Below are 16135 nucleotides of genomic sequence, written 5' to 3'. Positions count from 1 at the left end.
CATGAGCGAACGCACCGAGCGCAGCGAGGGCCGTGAGGGCGTGCCCGGTAAGCCCCGCATGAGCGAACGCACCGAGCGCAGCGAGGGCCGTGAGGGCGTGCCCGGTAAGCCCCGCATGAGCGAACGCACCGAGCGCAGCGAGGGCCGTGAGGGCATGCCCGGTAAGCCCCGCATGAGCGAACGCACCGAGCGCAGCGAAGGCCGTGAGGGCATGCCCGGTAAGCCCCGCATGAGCGCGAGGAACGGGGCGGAACCCGAGGTGAGCACGAACGACGAGGCCGACCCGGGCGAGGTGGTGCTGCGCCTGCGCGACGTGGTCAAGACCTTCCCCGGGGTACGCGCGCTGGACGGCGTGCAGCTCGAGGTGCGGGCCGGCGAGGTGCACTGCCTGCTCGGGCAGAACGGCGCCGGCAAGTCCACCCTGATCAAGGTGCTGGCCGGGGTGCACCGGCCGGATGCCGGCGAGGTGGTGTGGCGGGGCCGGCCGGCTGCGTTCGCCAACCCGCAGGCCGCCATGCGCGCCGGCATCGCCACCATCTACCAGGAACTCGACCTCGTCGACGACCTGTCGGTGGCGGAGAACACGTTCCTCGGCCACGAGCCGCGCCGGCTCGGGTTCGTCCGGCGTGGGCACCTGGCCCGGCGTACCCGGGAGATCCTGGCCCGGCTCGGCCACCCGGAGATCCCACCCGGCCGGCTGGTCCGGCACCTGCCGGCGGCCGGCAAGCAGATCGTCAGCATGGCCCGCGCGCTGTCCCACCAGGCCCGCCTGATCATCATGGACGAGCCGAGCGCGGTGCTGGCCCACGACGAGGTGGGCAACCTGTTCCGGATCATCCGGGAACTCACCGCGCAGGGCATCGCGGTCATCTACATCTCGCACCGGATGGAGGAGATCCGCGAGATCGGCGACCGGGTCACCGTACTCAAGGACGGCCGGACCACGGCGGCGAGCCTGCCGGCGCGCGACACCCCGACCGGCGACCTGGTCGCCCGGATGACCGGGCGGACCATCGAGTACGTCTTCCCGCGCCGCCCGGCCGACGACGGCACCGGCGCGGAGTTGCTGCGGGTGGACGGGCTGACCCGGCACGGCGAGTTCGCCGACGTGTCGCTCGGCGTGCGGGCCGGGGAGATCGTCGGGATCGCCGGGCTGGTCGGCTCCGGCCGGTCCGAGCTGCTGGAGACGATCTTCGGGGCCCGCCGGTCGCACGCCGGGACGGTCCGGCTGGCCGGCAAGGCGCTGCGCCCCGGCAGCGTGGGCGCGGCGGTGCGGGCCGGCATGGGCATGGCGCCGGAGGAGCGCAAGAGCCAGGCGTTGTTGCTCGGCGAGCCGATCTACCGCAACGTCACGCTCGCCACCTTCGGCCGCTACGCCCGCCTCGGCTTCACCGACGCCGGTCGGGAGCGGGCCGAGGCGGGCCGGGTCGCCGCCTCGCTGGAGCTGCGGCCGGCGGACGTACGCCGGCCGGTGCGCACCCTCTCCGGCGGCAACCAGCAGAAGGTGGTGGTCGGCCGGTGGCTGCTCGGGGGCACCCGGCTGCTGCTGCTCGACGAGCCGACCCGGGGCGTGGACGTGGGCGCGCGGGCCGAGCTCTACCAGGTCATCCGGGACCTGGCCGCCCGGGGCGTCGGGGTGCTGCTGGTCTCCAGCGAGGTGCCCGAGGTGCTGGGCCTGGCCGACCGGGTGCTGGTGATGCGGGAGGGCCGGGTGGTCCGGGAGGCCCCGGCCGGCGAACTCGACGAGAACACCGTGCTCGACCTCGTCATGGCGGGGTCCCTCATGGAAGGCGCACCGGCATGAGCGATACCGACACCGCCCTGCCCGCGCAGTCGCCGCCGGTGGACCGGGCGGAGACCGCCAAGGCCGACGCGGCTCCCCGGCTGTCCTGGTGGCGCGGCGACGGCGGGGAGGGCGCCAAGCGCAACCTCGGCCTGCTGGCGACCCTGGTGGTGCTGGTGGTCATCGGCGTCCTGACCCGCCCCGACCTCTACGGCGACCCGAACTGGGTGTGGGGCAACACGTTGACCATCCTCAAGCTCGCCTCCGTGGTCGGCGTGGTGACCGTCGGCATGACCTTCGTGATCATCGGGGGTGGGATCGACCTGTCGGTCGGCGCGATCGTGGCGCTGGCCGGCGTCTGGTGCACCACCGTCGCCACCCAGAGCTACGGCGCGGGAGGCATGATCTTCACCGCGCTCACCGTCGGGCTGGCCGTCGGCGTGGTCAACGGGCTGCTCGTCTCGTACGGGCGGTTGGTGCCGTTCATCGCCACGCTGGCCATGCTGGTCGCCGCCCGCGGGTTGGCCGCCGAGATCTCCGACAAGCAGACCCAGGTCTCCACCAGTTCGTTCATCAACGGCATCGCCACCACCGACGTGCTCGGCATCCCGCTGCTGGTCTTCATCCTGGTGGCGGTGGTCGCGGCCGGCTGGGTGCTGCTCAACCGGACCACGTTCGGTCGCCGCACGGTGGCCGTCGGCGGCAACCCGGAGGCGGCCCGGCTCGCCGGCATCGACGTCCGCCGGCACACCGTGCTCCTCTACGCGCTCTCCGGCCTCTGCTGCGGCATCGCCGCGGTCATGCTGACCGCGCAGGCCACCTCCGCCCAGGCGGCGATGGCAAACCTCTACGAGCTGGACGCGATCGCCGCCGCGATCATCGGCGGCACGCTGCTCAGCGGCGGGCGGGGCACCATCATCGGCTCCCTGCTCGGGGTGGTCATCTTCTCCACGATCACCAACCTGTTCGCCATCAACAACCTGTCCGCCGAGGCCCAGAACATGGTCAAGGGCGGCATCATCGTCGCCGCCGTCCTGGTCCAGCAGGTGCAGTTCCGCAGCCTGACCCAGTTCCTCGCCCGCAACCGGGCGACCACCACCTGACCCCACCGCACCACCAGGCGACCGTCGAGCAGACGGTGGCCCGGCCCACCGCACCCGAAACCACCCCACCACCTCATCAGGAGGCCGTCATGACACGTGATCTGTCACGCCGCCGGTTGCTCTTCGGCGGGGCCGCAGTCTCCGCCGGGGTGCTGCTCGCCGGCTGCACTAGCAACGAGCAGTCCCCGACCGAGGCGCAGACCAAGGCCGCCGCGCCCGGCGGCAACGCCGAACCCGGCAAGAAGGTGACCGTCGGCTTCTCCGCCCCGGCCGCCGACCACGGCTGGATCGCCGCCATCACCAACAACGCCAAGGCGCAGGCCGGGGCGTACGGCGACGTGGAACTCAAGTCGGTGGAGGCCGGCGCGGACGCGGCGGCCCAGCGGGCGGCGCTGTCCACGCTGATCTCCCAGAAGCCGGACGTGATCGTGCTGCTGCCGCACGACGGCAAGGAACTCAACGCGTTCGGCCTGGAGGCGATGAAGGCCGGCATCCCGGTGGTCAACCTGGACCGGGCCTTCCCGGACGCGCGCGCCTACCGGTTGCAGATCAAGGGCGACAACTACGGCATGGGGGTGGCCGCGGCCACCTACATCGCCGAGCAGCTCAAGGCGAAGGGCGTGAGCAACCCGGTGATCGGCGAGATCCCCGGCATCGAGTCGCTGGAGCTGACCCAGGAACGCTCCAAGGGCTTCGCCGACACGCTCGCCTCGTACGGCCTGAAGGTGGCCAACCGGCGGCCGGCCGAGTTCACCGTGGACTCCGGCCAGCAGGCCGCCACCGGCCTGTTCCAGGCGCTGCCGAAGATCGACGCGGTCTGGAACCACGACGACGACCAGGGCATCGGTGTGCTGGCCGCCGTCAACCAGGCCAACCGCAAGGAGTTCTTCATGGTCGGCGGCGCCGGCTCGAAGAAGGCCATGGAGGACATCGCGGCCGACAACACGGTGCTCAAGGCCACCGTCACCTACAGCCCGTCGATGGCCTCCTCGGCCATCTCCCTGGCCCGGCTGATCGGGCAGGGCAAGGGCATGTCCGACCTGGTGGAACTCCAGGTGCCGAAGGAGATCGTGCTCGCCTCCGAGACGATCACCAAGGAGAACGCGGGCGACTACCTGAAGCTCGGGTTCTGACACACGGGGGGAGACCCACCTTGTCCACTCACGACAGCATCCTGCGGGTCGGCATGGTCGGCTACGCGTTCATGGGCGCCGCGCACTCGCAGGCGTGGCGCACCGTGAACCGGGTGTTCGACCTGCCGGCACGGGTGCGGATGACGCTCGTCTGCGGCCGGGACGAACCGAAGGTGGCCGAGGCCGCCGACCGGCTCGGCTGGGACGGGCACACCACCGACTGGCGGCGACTCGTCGAGTCCGACGAGATCGACGTGGTCGACATCTGCACGCCGGGGGACAGCCACGGCGAGATCGCGCTGGCCGCGCTGGCCGCGGGCAAGCACGTGCTGTGCGAGAAGCCGCTCGCCAACACCGTCGCCGAGGCCCGGGAGATGACGGCCGCCGCCGCCCGGGCCCGGGAGTCCGGGGTACGCGCGATGTGCGGCTTCAACTACCGGCGGGTGCCCGCGGTCGCCCTGATGCGGCAGCTCGTCGCCGACGGGCGGCTCGGCGAGATCCGGCACGTCCGGGCGGTCTATCTCCAGGACTGGATCGTCGACCCGCAGTTCCCGCTGGTCTGGCGGTTGCAGAAGGACAGGGCGGGCTCCGGTGCGCTGGGCGACATCGGCGCGCACATCATCGACCTCACCCAGTACGTGACCGGGCAACTGATCAGCGGCGTCAGCGCGCTCACCGAGACGTTCGTGCGGCAGCGGCCGTTGCCGGCCGGGTCGAGCGGCCTGGCCGCGCAGGCCGGCGGCAACGGCCGGGGCACGGGCGAGGTCACCGTGGACGACGCGGCGGTCTTCGTGGCCCGGCTCGACGGCGGCGGGCTCGCCACCTACGAGGCGACCCGGTTCGCCACCGGCCGCAAGAACGCCCTCCGAGTCGAGATCAACGGCTCGCGCGGCAGCGTCGCGTTCGACCTGGAACGCCTCAACGAACTGGAGTTCCTCGACGCCACCCGGCCCGCCGCCGAGCAGGGCTTCAACCGGATCCTGGTGACCGAGCCGGAGCACCCGTACCTGGGCGCGTGGTGGCCGCCGGGCCATCTCATCGGCTACGAGCACTCCTTCACCCACCAGGCGCGCGACTTCGTCGAGGCGGTCGTCACCGGCGCCGACCCGACACCGTCGTTCGCCGACGCGCTCCAGGTGCAGCTCGTGCTCGACGCGGTCTCCCGCTCCGCCGCAGCCGCCACCTGGGTCGAGGTGAAGGAGGGGGCCCCGCTTAACGCCTCCGGCAGAGCAGGGGGCCCCGCTTAACACCCCGCGCGGCGCGGGAGCGCCGCCACCACCCGTCCGGCGCCGGCCGGCGAGGGCCCACCGCGGTTGCGCCCCGCGGCGGGGACGAGGCCGGCTCCGGGGAACGTGCCGCCGGGACCTCCGGCCGGCACGACAAGCACGGCCCTCCGGTGCGGCCGGACCGGGATTCCCCGGCCGCACCGGTGGACCGGCACCGACCGGGGACGTGGTGGGTGTGCCCACGCTGCCTGACTTTTGTCGTCAAACGTCAAAAGTAAATGCCGATCGATCAGAAGCTATGGACACTCTGATCGAAAGGTCTTAATGTCGGGCCCAGCACCAGCTTCCCCCTTCGGCATCCGGCGCGGCGCGCGCCCGGTCCTGGCTGCGCGCGTCAGGAAGGACTGCACAGCATGTCCAGCCACCCCCACCACCCACCCGCCCGACGACGACTCGCCGCCGGCGCGGCGCTGCTGCTCGCCGCCACCGCCGGCCCGGTCACCCTGGCCACGACGCCCGTCCCGGCGTCCGCCCACCCCATCCCGGCGAGCGACTTCCAGCAGGTCGAACTCGCCCGCGGCGTCGCCGAGACCGGCGAGCCGATGTCGCTCGCGGTGCTGCCCGACCGCTCGGTCCTGCACACCGCCCGCAACGGCACGCTGCGCCGCACCGACGCCGCCGGCACCACCACGGTCGTCGGCACCCTGGCCGTCTACACCCACGACGAGGAGGGGTTGCAGGGCGTCGGCGTCGACCCCGGCTTCGCCGCCAACCGGCACATCTACCTCTACTACGCGCCGCCGCTGTCCACCCCGGCCGGGGACGCGCCGGCCACCGGCACCGACTTCTCCGCCTGGCAGGGCGTCAACCGGCTCTCCCGGTTCACCCTCAACGCCGACTTCACGCTCAACCAGGCCAGCAAGGTCGACGTGCTCGACGTGCCGGCCGACCGGGGACTGTGCTGCCACGTCGGCGGCGACATCGACTTCGACGCCGCCGGCAACCTCTACCTCTCCACCGGCGACGACACCAACCCGTTCGACTCCGCCGGCTACGCGCCGATCGACGAGCGCACCAACCGCAACCCCGGGTACGACGCGCAGCGCAGCGCCGGCAACACCAACGACCTGCGCGGCAAGATCCTGCGGATCAAGGTCAACGCCAACGGCACGTACTCGATCCCCAGCGGCAACCTCTTCGCGCCCGGCACCGCGAAGACCCGTCCGGAGATCTACGCGATGGGCTTCCGCAACCCGTTCCGGATGAGCGTCGACAAGGCCACCGGCATCGTCTACGTCGGCGACTACGGCCCGGACGCCGGCACCACCTCGGCGCGCGGACCGTCCGGCCAGGTCGAGTTCGACCGGGTCACCGGGCCGGGCAACTACGGCTGGCCGTACTGCACCGGCACCAACACCGCCGCCGAGACGTACGCCGAATGGGACTTCGCCACCGGCACGGCGGGCCCGAAGTTCGCCTGCGCCGCCGGCCCGACGAACAACTCGTTCCGCAACACCGGCCTGGCGACGCTGCCCGGCGCGAAACCGGCCTGGATCCGGTACGGCGGCGACGCCGGGAGCCCGAGCGAGTTCGGCGGCGGCTCCGAGTCGCCGATGGGCGGCCCGGTCTACCGCTACGACGCGGCCAACCCGTCCACCACCAAGTTTCCGCAGTCCTTCGACGGGCAGTTCTTCGCCACCGAGTTCGGCCGCGGCTGGATCAAGCCGATCCACCTCGACGCGGACGGCTCACCCGGCGGCATCGACAGCTTCCCCTGGACCGGGAAGCAGGTGATGGACTCGGCGTTCGGCCCGGACGGCGCCTACTACGTGCTCGACTACGGCACCGGCTACTTCAACGGCGACGCCAACTCGGCGTTGTACCGCTTCGACTATCTGGGTGGCGGCAACCGCGCCCCGGTGGCCCGGGCCGCCGCCGACAAGACCTCCGGCGCCGCGCCGCTGGCCGTCACGTTCTCCTCGGCCGGCTCGGCCGACCCGGAGGGGGGCGCGCTGACGTACGCCTGGGCGTTCGGCGACGGCGGCACCTCCACCGCGGCCAACCCGTCGCACACCTACACCGCCAACGGTCGCTACACCGCCACGCTCACCGTCCGCGACCCGCAGGGCGCCACCGGCACCGCAAGCGTGACGATCACCGTGGGCAACACCGCGCCGACGGTGGCCGTCGCCACGCCCGGCAACGGCAAACTGTTCTCCTTCGGCGACACGGTGCCGTTCCGGATCACCGTCACCGACCCGGAGGACGGCACGATCGACTGCACCAAGGTCAAGATGACCTACGTGCTCGGTCACGACCAGCACGGCCACCAGATCACCTCGGCCACCGGCTGCACCGGCTCGATCGCCATCCCGGTCGACGGCGAGCACGACGACGCGGCGAACATCTTCGCCATCTTCGACGCCGAGTACACCGACGCCGGCGGCCTCACCACCCACACCCAGCACACGCTCCAGCCCCGGCACCGGCAGGCCGAGCACTTCAAGACCTCGTCCGGGATCAACACGTTCGACAAGGGCACCGCCGAGGGCGGCAAGACCGTCGGCGACATCCACAACGGGGACTGGATCGCGTTCCAGCCGTACCTGCTCGCCGACGCCACCGGGTTCAGCGCCCGGGTCTCCTCGGCCGGCGCGGGCGGCACGCTCCAGGTGCGGGCCGGCTCGGCCACCGGCACGGTGCTCGGCTCGGCCACCGTCCCGGTCACCGGCGCCTGGGACTCGTTCACCACGGTCACCGGCACCATCACCAACCCGCCGGCCGGCACCACCACGCTCTACCTGACGTTCGCCGGCGGCGCCGGGGCGCTCTACGACCTGGACGCGTTCACGTTCACCACCTCGACCGTGCGGACCGGGCAGGTGAAAGGGCTGGCCGGCAAGTGCCTGGACGTGCGCAACGCGGCGACCGCGGACGGGACCCAGGTCCAGCTGTACGCCTGCAACGGCACCGGGGCGCAGTCGTGGACGGTGACGCCCAACTCGACCGTCAGGGCGTTGGGCAAGTGCCTGGACGTCTCCGGTGGGGCGAGCGCGGACGGTACGAAGATCCAGTTGTGGACGTGCAACGGCACCGGTGCGCAGAACTGGTCGGCGCAGGCCGACGGCACGGTGCGCAACCCGCAGTCCGGCAAGTGCCTGGACGTCTCCGGCAACAACTCCGCCGACGGCACCCCGGTGCACCTGTGGACCTGCATCGGGGCCGCCAACCAGCGCTGGACCCTACCGTGAGGAATGACCGATGAGACTCCTGCGCACCGCGCTGGTGGCGGTGGCCGTCGTGGCCGCCACCAGCGCCGGCACCCCGGCCAGCGCCGCCGACGCCCCCTACGACGTGCTGGTCTTCTCCAAGACCGCCGGCTTCCGGCACGACTCCATCGCGGTCGGCACGCAGGCCGTGCGGGACCTGGGGGCGGCGAACAACTTCACCGTCACCGCGACCGAGGACGCCGCCCAGTTCACCACCGCCAACCTGGCCCGCTTCGAAGCGGTGATCTTCCTCAACACCACCGGTGACGTGCTCAACGCGAGCCAGCAGGCCGCGTTCGAGACGTACATCGGCGGCGGCGGCGGATACGTGGGCGTGCACTCGGCCGCCGACACCGAGTACGACTGGCCGTTCTACGGCAACCTGGTCGGCGCCTGGTTCGCGTCCCACCCGGCGATCCAGCCGGCCACCGTCCAGGTGGCGGACCGGGCCCACGCGGCCACCGCACACCTGCCGCAGCGGTGGACCCGCACCGACGAGTGGTACGACTACCGCACCAACGCCCGCTCCACCGCGCGCGTGCTGGCCAGCCTCGACGAGTCGACCTACTCCGGTGGTTCGATGGGTGGCGACCACCCGCACGCCTGGTGCAAGTCCTACGGCGGCGGCCGGTCCTTCTACACCGGCGGCGGGCACACCCAGGCGTCGTACGCCGAGCCGGCGTTCCGGGCCCACCTGCTCGGCGGCATCCGCTACGCCGCCGGGCGCACGAGGGCCGACTGCCGGCCGGAGACCGGCTACACCGCGCTCTACGACGGCGGCACCGCAGGCTGGTCCCAGGCCGGGCCGGGCAGCTTCACCAACACCGACGCCACGCTCACCTCGGTCGGCGGCATGGGCCTCTACTGGTACGGCGCGAAGCAGTTCACCAACTACTCGCTCAAGCTGGACTGGCGGCTCGCCGGCGACGACAACTCCGGGGTGTTCGTCGGCTTCCCGCCGTCGAGCGACCCGAACTCGGCGGTGAACAACGGCTACGAGGTGCAGATCGACCCTACCGACACGGCCGATCGGACCACCGGGGCGATCTACGGGTTCAAGTCCGCGGACCTGGCGGCCCGGGACGCGGCGCTGAACCCGGCGGGGGAGTGGAACACCTACGAGATCCTGGTCGAGGGCGAACGGCTCCAGGTCTTCCTCAACGGCGTCCGGATCAACGACTTCACCAACACCGACCCGGTGCGGTCGCTCGCCGGGCACGTCGGCATCCAGAACCACGGCGCCGGCGACGACGTGTCGTTCCGCAACATCCGGATCAAGGAACTGGGCGGCACCCCGCCGCCGACCGGCGCCACCACCGTGCAGGCCGAGGCGTTCAGCGCGGCCAGCGGCGTCAGCGCGTACCCCAAGGCCGGCGCGAACGGCGGGCAGACCCTGGGGTACGTCGACCCGGGCGACTGGGCCGCCTACCAGGGCCTGGACCTGACGGCGGTGACGTCGTTGCGGGCCCGGGTGGTCTCCGGCGGCCCGGGCGGCACGGTGCAGGTGCGCACCGGCTCGCCGACCGGCCCGGTGCTCGGCCAGGTGGCGGTGCCCAACACCGGCGGCTGGACCACCTTCGCCGACGTCTCCACCACGTTGAGCGGGGTGCCGTCGGGGCCGCAGACGGTCTACCTGACGTTCACCGGCAGCGGCTCCGGCCTGTTCGACGTGGACGACTTCACGCTGGTCCGCCCGACCGGCACCGGCGGGACCGGTGCGGTGCGGGGACTGGCCGGCAAGTGCCTGGACGTGCGGGGTGCGGGGACGGCGGACGGGACGCAGGTCCAGCTCTACACCTGCAACGGCACGTCGGCCCAGTCGTGGACCGTGACGTCGAACGGGCCGGTGAAGGCGTTGGGCAAGTGCCTGGACGTCTCCGGTGGGGCGAGCGCGGACGGTACGAAGATCCAGTTGTGGACGTGCAACGGCACCGGTGCGCAGAACTGGTCGGCGCAGGCCGACGGCACGGTGCGCAACCCGCAGTCCGGCAAGTGCCTGGACGTCTCCGGCAACAACTCCGCCGACGGCACCCCGGTGCACCTGTGGACCTGCATCGGGGCCGCCAACCAACGCTGGACCCTGCCGTGAGGTAGGCCATAGAGTGGGGACGGCGACCGCGAGGTGGCCGGTGACCCGGTGGGAGGCGCAACCCGTCGGGCGCAGACGCTCCGGCGTCCACCGGTGCCGAGCCGTCGCCGTTCCCGGTCACCCTCGCCCCGGTCCGCGACGGAATCCCCCATCACGACAGGGGAGAAGGACAATGGCGCGACCCATCACGCTCTTCACCGGCCAGTGGGCCGATCTTCCGTTCGACGAGGTCTGCCGGCTCGCCGCCGAGTGGGGGTACGACGGCCTGGAGATCGCCTGCTGGGGCGACCACTTCGAGGTCGACAAGGCGCTCGCCGACGACTCCTACGTCGAGCGCAGGCGGGACACGCTGGCCAAGCACAACCTCCAGGTCTTCACCATCTCCAACCATCTGGTCGGGCAGGCGGTCTGCGACCACCCGATCGACGAGCGGCACCAGGACATCCTGCCGGGCCGGATCTGGGGCGACGGCGAGCCGGAGGGGGTGCGCCGCCGCGCCGCGGAGGAGATGAAGGACACCGCGCGGGCGGCGGCGAAGCTCGGCGTACGGACCGTGGTCGGGTTCACCGGGTCGTCCATCTGGCACACGCTGGCGATGTTCCCCCCGGTGCCGCCGGCCATGATCGAGCGCGGCTACCAGGACTTCGCCGACCGGTGGAACCCGATCCTGGACGTCTTCGACGCCGAGGGCGTGCGCTTCGCGCACGAGGTGCACCCCAGCGAGATCGCGTACGACTACTGGACCACGAAGCGGACCCTGGAGGCGATCGGCCACCGGCCGGCGTTCGGGCTCAACTGGGATCCGTCGCACTTCGTCTGGCAGGAGCTGGACCCGGTCAACTTCATCCTCGACTTCGCCGACCGGATCTACCACGTGGACTGCAAGGACGCGAAGGTCCGCACCGGCGACGGCCGGCGGGGCCGGCTCTCCTCCCACCTGCCCTGGGCCGACCTGCGACGCGGCTGGGACTTCGTCTCCACCGGCCACGGCGACGTGCCGTGGGAGGACTGCTTCCGGGCGTTGAACGCGATCGGCTACGACGGCCCGATCTCGATCGAGTGGGAGGACGCCGGCATGGACCGCCTGGTCGGCGCACCGGAGGCACTCCAGTTCGTCCGCCGCCTGGCCTTCGACGCCCCCACCGCCGCCTTCGACGCCGCCTTCAGCACCCGCGACTGAGCACCCCTCGGCCGGCGCGGGAACCGTGCCGGCCGAGGAACGGCTGCGGCGGACGCTGCCCCGGTCGCGTCGTGCCCCGGGTGCGTCGAGGGACGGGCCGGGAACGTGCGGGACGGGCGTACGGAAGCGGGCCGGTCACCCGAGGGTGTCCGGCCCGCTGTCCGCTGATGTCAGAGGGTGCTGCTCGTGCCGTTCGGCTTGGTGCTGGTGCCGGTGGTGGTCGAGCCGGTCGCGCTCGTACCGGTGGTGCCGGTCTTGCTGCCGACGGCCGCCGGCGTGCCGGCGAACGGCTTGTCGGCGTCGGTCAGCCCCGACTTGTTGCCGTTGCCGGTGGAGATCTTCTCGCCGAGCTTGCTCTGCCCGAGCTTGTCCTTGCCCTCGGAGTAGAGCCGGGTCGCCTGGGCCTGCGCGACGCCGGCCGCCTCCTGGACGGTCGGGTGGTCGAGCACCTTGCGCCCGCGGACCACCAGCTCCTCGTACTTCTCCCGGCCGGCGCGGGCGCCCAGGACGAATCCCGCTGCCAGCCCGCCAAGAAACATCATCTTTCCGCGCATGGCGGCTCCTTTCGTACCTGAACTCTGTTGGTGGCTAACTACCCATCCTCCTCTCAGCTCATGCCTCCCGGTGCGGAGATGACGATTTATCCCGATTCTGGGGTGCCGGCAACCCACTGGCGCGCCACCCCCCGATGTCCTGTATTCTTTTCCCGTCGCACGGCACGGGGAGATCCGAGCCGAGCGGTGCACGGTCCCCTGTAGCTCAATTGGCAGAGCAGCCGGCTGTTAACCGGCAGGTTATTGGTTCGAGTCCAATCGGGGGAGCTTCGCTCCGACCACACGCCCGCCGGCCACGCCGGCGGGCGTTTCTCGTCGCCCTGCGCACGGCCGCCCGGTTTCCGCCCGGCACGCCGGTTCGAGAGGCAGGATGGTCCCGGTCGGCCTAGACTCCCGCTGCGTCGATGTGTGCGTCGATTCGAAGGTGGTGGAGATGACGGCAGGACGCAGCCGCTGGACCGCGACGCTGATCGCGGTGGCCGTGGTGCTCGGCTGGCTGATCGTCGGCGGCGTCGCCGGCCCTTACGCCGGCAAGCTCGGCGACGTCGCCACCAACGACAACGCCTCCTTCCTCCCGGCCGACGCCGAAGCCACCCGCGCCCAGGACCTCGCCGCCGGCTTCGTCGACCGCGAGACCGTTCCGGCGCTGGTGGTCTACGAGCGCACCGGCGGCCTCACCCCCGCCGACCAGCAGCGGATCCAGGCCGACGCGGCCCGCTTCGCCCAGGTGCCCGGCGTCATCGGCCCGCTGCCCCCGCCGATCGTCAGCCAGGACAAGCAGGCCGCCCAGATCATCGTGCCGATCGACAGCGCCGAGGGGGAACAGATCCGCGGCGTCGTCGACGAACTGCGGAACATCGCCGGCCCGGACCGGGACGGGCTGACCGTCGACGTCGCCGGCCCGGCCGGCCTGCTCGGCGACCTGATCGAGGTGTTCTCCGCCATCGACGGCCCGCTGCTGCTGGTCACCCTGGTCGTGGTGCTGGTCATCCTGCTGATCGTCTACCGCAGCCCGGTGCTCTGGATCTTCCCGCTGCTGGCCGCCGGAATGTCATACTCGCTGGCCGCCGTCTTCGTCTACCTGCTCGCCAAGCACGACGTGGTGAAGCTCAACGGGCAGGCGCAGGGCATCCTCACCGTGCTCGTCTTCGGCGCCGGCACCGACTACGCGCTGCTGCTCATCGCCCGCTACCGCGAGGAACTGCACCGGCACGAACGCCCCTGGGACGCCATGAAGGCCGCCTGGAAGGGCGCTGCCCCGGCCATCATCGCCTCCGGCGCCACGGTCATCGTCAGCCTGCTCTGCCTGCTGCTGTCCAGCCTCAACTCCAACCGGGCGCTCGGCCCGGTCAGCGCCGTCGGCATCGCCGCCACCCTGCTGGTGATGCTGACCTTCCTGCCCGCCCTGCTGATGCTCGGCGGCCGGTGGGCGTTCTGGCCCCGGCGACCCCGGCACGACGACGCCGACCCCCGCACCGAGCACGGCATCTGGGGGCGGATCGCCGGCTTCGTGGCGCGCCGCGCGCGTACCGTCTGGATCGTCACCGCGGTGGTCCTGGCCGCGCTCGCGATCGGGGTGACCCAGCTCGGCGCCACCACCCTCGGCCAGTCCCAGCTCTTCACCCAGCGCACCGAGTCGGTCGCCGGCCAGGAGGTCATCGACAGGCACTTCCCGGCCGGCACCGGCAGCCCGGCCACCATCTTCACCGCGCAGGCCGCCGCGCAGCGGGTCGCCCAGGTAGCGCGGGGCGTCGAGGGCGTCGCCTCGGTGGCGCCGCTCGGCCAACAGGGTCAGAACGCGCCACCGGATCCCGACGCGCCGCCGAAGGTGGTCGACGGCCGGGTGCAGCTCAACGTCACGCTCACCGATCCGCCCGACAGCAACGGCGCCGAACGGACCATCCGCAACCTGCGCGAGGCCGTGCACGCGGTGCCCGGCGCGGACGCCGTCGTCGGCGGCTTCACCGCCATCAACGTCGACACCGCCGACGCCTCCGTCCGCGACCGCAACGTCATCATCCCGGTGGTGCTGCTGGTCATCGCGATCATCCTGGCGCTGCTGCTGCGCGCCCTGGTCGCCCCGGTGCTGCTGATCGCCACCGTGGTGCTGTCGTTCCTGGCCACGCTCGGCCTCTGCGCGCTGCTCTTCACGTACGTCTTCGACTTCCCCGGCGTCGACCAGTCGTTCCCGCTGTTCGCGTTCGTGTTCCTGGTCGCGCTCGGCATCGACTACAACATCTTCCTGATGAGCCGGGTCCGCGAGGAATCGGTGCGGCGCGGCACCCGGGCCGGGGTGCTCACCGGCCTGGCGGTCACCGGCGGCGTCATCACCTCCGCCGGCATCGTGCTCGCCGCCACGTTCTCCGCGCTCGCCGTCCTGCCGCTGGTCGTGCTGGTGGAGTTGGGCGTGGCGGTCGCCGCCGGGGTGCTGCTCGACACCATCGTGGTCCGCTCGCTGCTGGTGCCCGCGCTCGCGTACGACATCGGGCCCAAGGTGTGGTGGCCGAGCCGCCTGTCGAAGTCGCACCGCGACGGCGACCGCGCCGGAGCGGGGGTGGACCGTGCCTGACACCGACGTGGTGATCGTCGGCGGCGGCCTGGCCGGGCTCGCCGCCGCCCGCCGGTTGCACCGCGCCGGCGTGCCCTGGCGGCTGCTGGAAGCCGGCGACCGGCTCGGCGGCCGGGTCGCCACCGACGAGGTCGACGGCTTCCTGCTGGACCGCGGCTTCCAGGTGCTCAACACCGCCTACCCCCGACTCGGCACGTTGCTCGACCTCGACGCCCTCGACCTGGGCTGGTTCACCTCCGGAGTGCTGGTGCGCCGCGGCGACCGGCTGGCACGGCTGGTCAACCCGCTGCGCGAACCCACCGGCGCGCCCAGCGCGCTGACCGCCGGGGTCGGCTCGCTGCGCGACCGGCTGCGCCTGGCCGCGCTCGCCGCCGGCTGCGCCACGGTGCCCGTCGGGCGGCTGCTCACCGCGCCGGAGACCAGCACCGAGACGGCGCTGCGCCGGGCCGGGCTCTCCGCCGCGATCATCGAGGAACTGCTCCGGCCGTTCCTCGCCGGCGTGCTGCTCGACCGCGAGCTGGCCACCTCCAGCCACGTGTTCGCGGTCATCCTGCGCTCGTTCGCCCGCGGCCGGATCGGCCTGCCCGCGCGGGGCATGGCCGCGCTGCCCCAGGCCGTCGCCGCACCGCTGCCCGCCGACCTGATCGCCCTGCGCACGCCGGTCACCGACGTCGCTCCCGGCCGGGTCCGCACCGAAGGCGGCGAGATCACCTGCCGCGCCGTCGTGGTCGCCGCCGACCCGCCCGCGGCGGCCACGCTGCTGCCCACGATCGACCGGGTACGCATGCACGCCTACACCACCTACTATCACCGCACCGACTCGGCGCCGCTGAACGAGCCGATCCTGCTGCTCGACGGCGACCGGCGGGAACTGGTCACGAACACGGTGGTGATCAGCAACGCCGCGCCCACGTACGCGCCGGCCGGCCAGCACCTGGTCGCCACCTCCGTCGTCGGCCCGCAGGCCCCGCCCGAGCCGGTGATCCGGCGCGAACTGGACCGCCTCTACGGCCGCTCCACCGCCGACTGGACCCACCTCACCACCGTCACGGTGCCGGACGCGCTGCCGGCCGCCCCGCCGCCGCAGGGCCGGCTGCGCAAGCCGGTCGCGCTCGGCGACGGCCTGTTCGTCGCCGGCGACCACCGGGACAGCCCGTCCATCCAGGGGGCGCTGGCGAGCGGTTGGCGTACTGCCGGCGCGGTGCTGGACGACCTGCGGGGCTGAGCCG

10 protein-coding genes and 1 tRNA gene are annotated in these 16135 nt (G+C 72.3%); 10 read left to right on the top strand and 1 reads right to left on the bottom strand.

The genetic code is table 11. The features are described 5' to 3' along the window. The first annotated feature begins 229 nt into the window (after positions 1 to 229). The 7 genes from AB0H28_RS12620 (at position 230) to AB0H28_RS12590 (ending at position 11783) form a co-directional block, all read left to right on the top strand. Entirely contained in the window at positions 230 to 1804 is a 1575-nt protein-coding gene (locus AB0H28_RS12620) for a sugar ABC transporter ATP-binding protein (protein ID WP_358038237.1), read from the top strand. Then, complete coding sequence (locus AB0H28_RS12615; protein WP_358037884.1) at positions 1801 to 2886, top strand: ABC transporter permease; 1086 nt, start codon at positions 1801 to 1803, stop codon at positions 2884 to 2886. Before AB0H28_RS12620 ends, AB0H28_RS12615 begins: the two co-directional genes overlap by 4 nt. An 89-nt stretch (positions 2887 to 2975) precedes the next feature. Continuing rightward, positions 2976 to 4019, top strand: coding sequence for a substrate-binding domain-containing protein (locus tag AB0H28_RS12610; protein WP_358037881.1), 1044 nt, complete (start codon positions 2976 to 2978; stop codon positions 4017 to 4019). A gap of 20 nt (positions 4020 to 4039) precedes the next feature. Beyond that, positions 4040 to 5266 carry a Gfo/Idh/MocA family oxidoreductase gene (locus AB0H28_RS12605; protein ID WP_358037878.1) on the top strand — a complete coding sequence of 409 codons (1227 nt, stop codon included), beginning with the start codon at positions 4040 to 4042 and terminating at the stop codon, positions 5264 to 5266. Positions 5267 to 5658: 392 nt separating this feature from the next. Next, positions 5659 to 8496, top strand: a complete 2838-nt coding sequence (locus AB0H28_RS12600) for an RICIN domain-containing protein (RefSeq protein WP_358037875.1) — start codon at positions 5659 to 5661, stop codon at positions 8494 to 8496. Positions 8497 to 8506: 10 nt separating this feature from the next. Next, positions 8507 to 10603: a lectin gene (locus AB0H28_RS12595; RefSeq protein WP_358037873.1), complete on the top strand. Its 2097-nt coding sequence runs from the start codon at positions 8507 to 8509 to the stop codon at positions 10601 to 10603. A gap of 172 nt (positions 10604 to 10775) precedes the next feature. Beyond that, complete coding sequence (locus AB0H28_RS12590) at positions 10776 to 11783, top strand: sugar phosphate isomerase/epimerase family protein (protein WP_358037870.1); 1008 nt, start codon at positions 10776 to 10778, stop codon at positions 11781 to 11783. A 170-nt stretch (positions 11784 to 11953) separates the two neighbouring features. Here AB0H28_RS12590 and AB0H28_RS12585 read toward each other — a convergent pair whose 3' ends face one another. After that, the gene (locus tag AB0H28_RS12585; RefSeq protein ID WP_358037867.1) at positions 11954 to 12337 is read right to left on the bottom strand and encodes a hypothetical protein; all 384 of its coding nucleotides are present in this window, start codon (positions 12335 to 12337) and stop codon (positions 11954 to 11956) included. A 194-nt stretch (positions 12338 to 12531) separates the two neighbouring features. Here AB0H28_RS12585 and AB0H28_RS12580 point away from each other — a divergent pair. The 3 genes from AB0H28_RS12580 (at position 12532) to AB0H28_RS12570 (ending at position 16131) form a co-directional block, all read left to right on the top strand. Then, a tRNA-Asn gene (locus AB0H28_RS12580) sits at positions 12532 to 12604 on the top strand. 166 nt (positions 12605 to 12770) lie between these two features. Further along, positions 12771 to 14906 (top strand): MMPL family transporter, encoded by a 2136-nt coding sequence (locus AB0H28_RS12575; RefSeq protein ID WP_358037864.1) that lies wholly within the window; start codon positions 12771 to 12773, stop codon positions 14904 to 14906. After that, positions 14899 to 16131: an FAD-dependent oxidoreductase gene (locus AB0H28_RS12570; RefSeq protein WP_358037861.1), complete on the top strand. Its 1233-nt coding sequence runs from the start codon at positions 14899 to 14901 to the stop codon at positions 16129 to 16131. The genes AB0H28_RS12575 and AB0H28_RS12570 overlap by 8 nt, the downstream gene beginning before the upstream one ends. Positions 16132 to 16135 lie beyond the last annotated feature (4 nt).

This window comes from Micromonospora sp. NPDC050980 (assembly GCF_040653835.1).
Taxonomy (GTDB): Bacteria; Actinomycetota; Actinomycetes; order Mycobacteriales; family Micromonosporaceae; genus Micromonospora.
The sequence above is the reverse complement of the archived record's forward strand: the minus strand, read 5'-3'. Positions and strand labels throughout refer to the sequence as shown.

Coding starts and splice junctions, on each gene's coding strand:
- AB0H28_RS12620 (WP_358038237.1), top strand. CDS start 230: ATGAGCGCGAGGAACGGGGCGGAACCCGAGGTGAGCACGAACGACGAG.
- AB0H28_RS12615 (WP_358037884.1), top strand. CDS start 1,801: ATGAGCGATACCGACACCGCCCTGCCCGCGCAGTCGCCGCCGGTGGAC.
- AB0H28_RS12610 (WP_358037881.1), top strand. CDS start 2,976: ATGACACGTGATCTGTCACGCCGCCGGTTGCTCTTCGGCGGGGCCGCA.
- AB0H28_RS12590 (WP_358037870.1), top strand. CDS start 10,776: ATGGCGCGACCCATCACGCTCTTCACCGGCCAGTGGGCCGATCTTCCG.
- AB0H28_RS12585 (WP_358037867.1), bottom strand. CDS start 12,337: ATGCGCGGAAAGATGATGTTTCTTGGCGGGCTGGCAGCGGGATTCGTC.
- AB0H28_RS12595 (WP_358037873.1), top strand. CDS start 8,507: ATGAGACTCCTGCGCACCGCGCTGGTGGCGGTGGCCGTCGTGGCCGCC.
- AB0H28_RS12600 (WP_358037875.1), top strand. CDS start 5,659: ATGTCCAGCCACCCCCACCACCCACCCGCCCGACGACGACTCGCCGCC.
- AB0H28_RS12575 (WP_358037864.1), top strand. CDS start 12,771: ATGACGGCAGGACGCAGCCGCTGGACCGCGACGCTGATCGCGGTGGCC.